Raw genomic sequence first — 1192 nt, 5'->3', positions numbered from 1 at the left:
CACACTCGATGATCGGCTCCATCTGATTCATTTCCATGTACAGGTCGGTACCAGCCGGTGTGGTGATGTGAGCCATCTTATGACCTCTCCAGATCGCCTGCAGCTTCTCCCCGTCTGCGTAAACTGCTTCATAGTCTGCCAGAGCACCGCCGCGTGTGAAGTTATCGATACTTCTTAAGCAGATGGAAACCTCGCGAAGTTTCTTCTGGTTGATGAGCTCTTTCAGGTGGTTATTGTAAATAGCTGCACCGGATGCAGTGGTCATGCCGACAAATACATCGCAGGCATCCATGCCAAGTTCCAGAGATTTCGGGAAGATGGTTGCTTTGTCTTTTCCACGAATCGGCATCATGTATACGCCGTACTCAGCGCCGCAGTTTAAAGCGGCTGCTGCCATCGCCTGAGTCATTCTCTCGTCGGTTTGAGGGTCAACGACAATCAAAACTTCCTCGCCCGGTTTAACAGCCATCAGGTTGCCAAGAAGATACTGCGCACGTTCCATACATTCGATAATTCTGTTATCACTCATAGTTCATTCTCCTCACTTTTTATTATTCGACAGTTTCTGCATCCAGCCGATTTAAGCTATCTGCCTGTCATTGTTCTCTGTTTCATAGCTGTTTATTTAGTTTTCTGTTCCTCATGAGGTTTGACTATATACTATCAAACCCGCACACACTTATAAACAAATATACCCATTTGCGAATATGTTATAAATATTTCGTGATAAGGGGTTTACCATCCTGCTGGAAGCATTCCCAGTGCGCTGAAAATTGCGTAGAATACGGTACTGCCGTACAGCAGGATGATAATCGCCTGCATCGGCTTGCTTGCCATCCAGCCGCAGTTCCATACCGGCTCAATGTCACCTGTTTTTCTTGCTCGGGAGGCGGTGCTTCACATCCAAATCAGACTTAAAAATACCAAGAATCCCCGTTCAGCCGATACACTGGCTGAACGGGGATTCCTGGCGTCATACAAAACAGTAAGGTATATTTATATGGTTATAATTGGGGCGAACTGTCTAGTTGGATGCAATAGTTTTATTTGTCGCCCAAACAAACAACCTTGCCGTCTTTTACAATCAGAACCTCTTCTGGTGTTCCCTCGTCGAAGATAACGGTCGGATTGTACTGTACCATGTCGATATGTACGGTCGAGCGTGCCGGCTGTCCATAGTAGAAGCCGTTGC

The 1192-nt window shown here is 46.6% G+C and carries 1 pseudogene; it reads right to left on the bottom strand.

The features are described 5' to 3' along the window. A pseudogene (locus DWX76_RS13705) lies at nt 1-529 on the bottom strand (leucyl aminopeptidase); the annotation flags it as partial. Nucleotides 530-1192 lie beyond the last annotated feature (663 nt).

Source organism: Clostridium sp. AF21-20LB, assembly GCF_003478795.1.
Classification (GTDB): domain Bacteria; phylum Bacillota; class Clostridia; order Lachnospirales; family Lachnospiraceae; genus Otoolea; species Otoolea fessa.
Note: the sequence above shows the minus strand (reverse complement) of the source record. Positions and strands in the feature narration are given on the sequence as shown.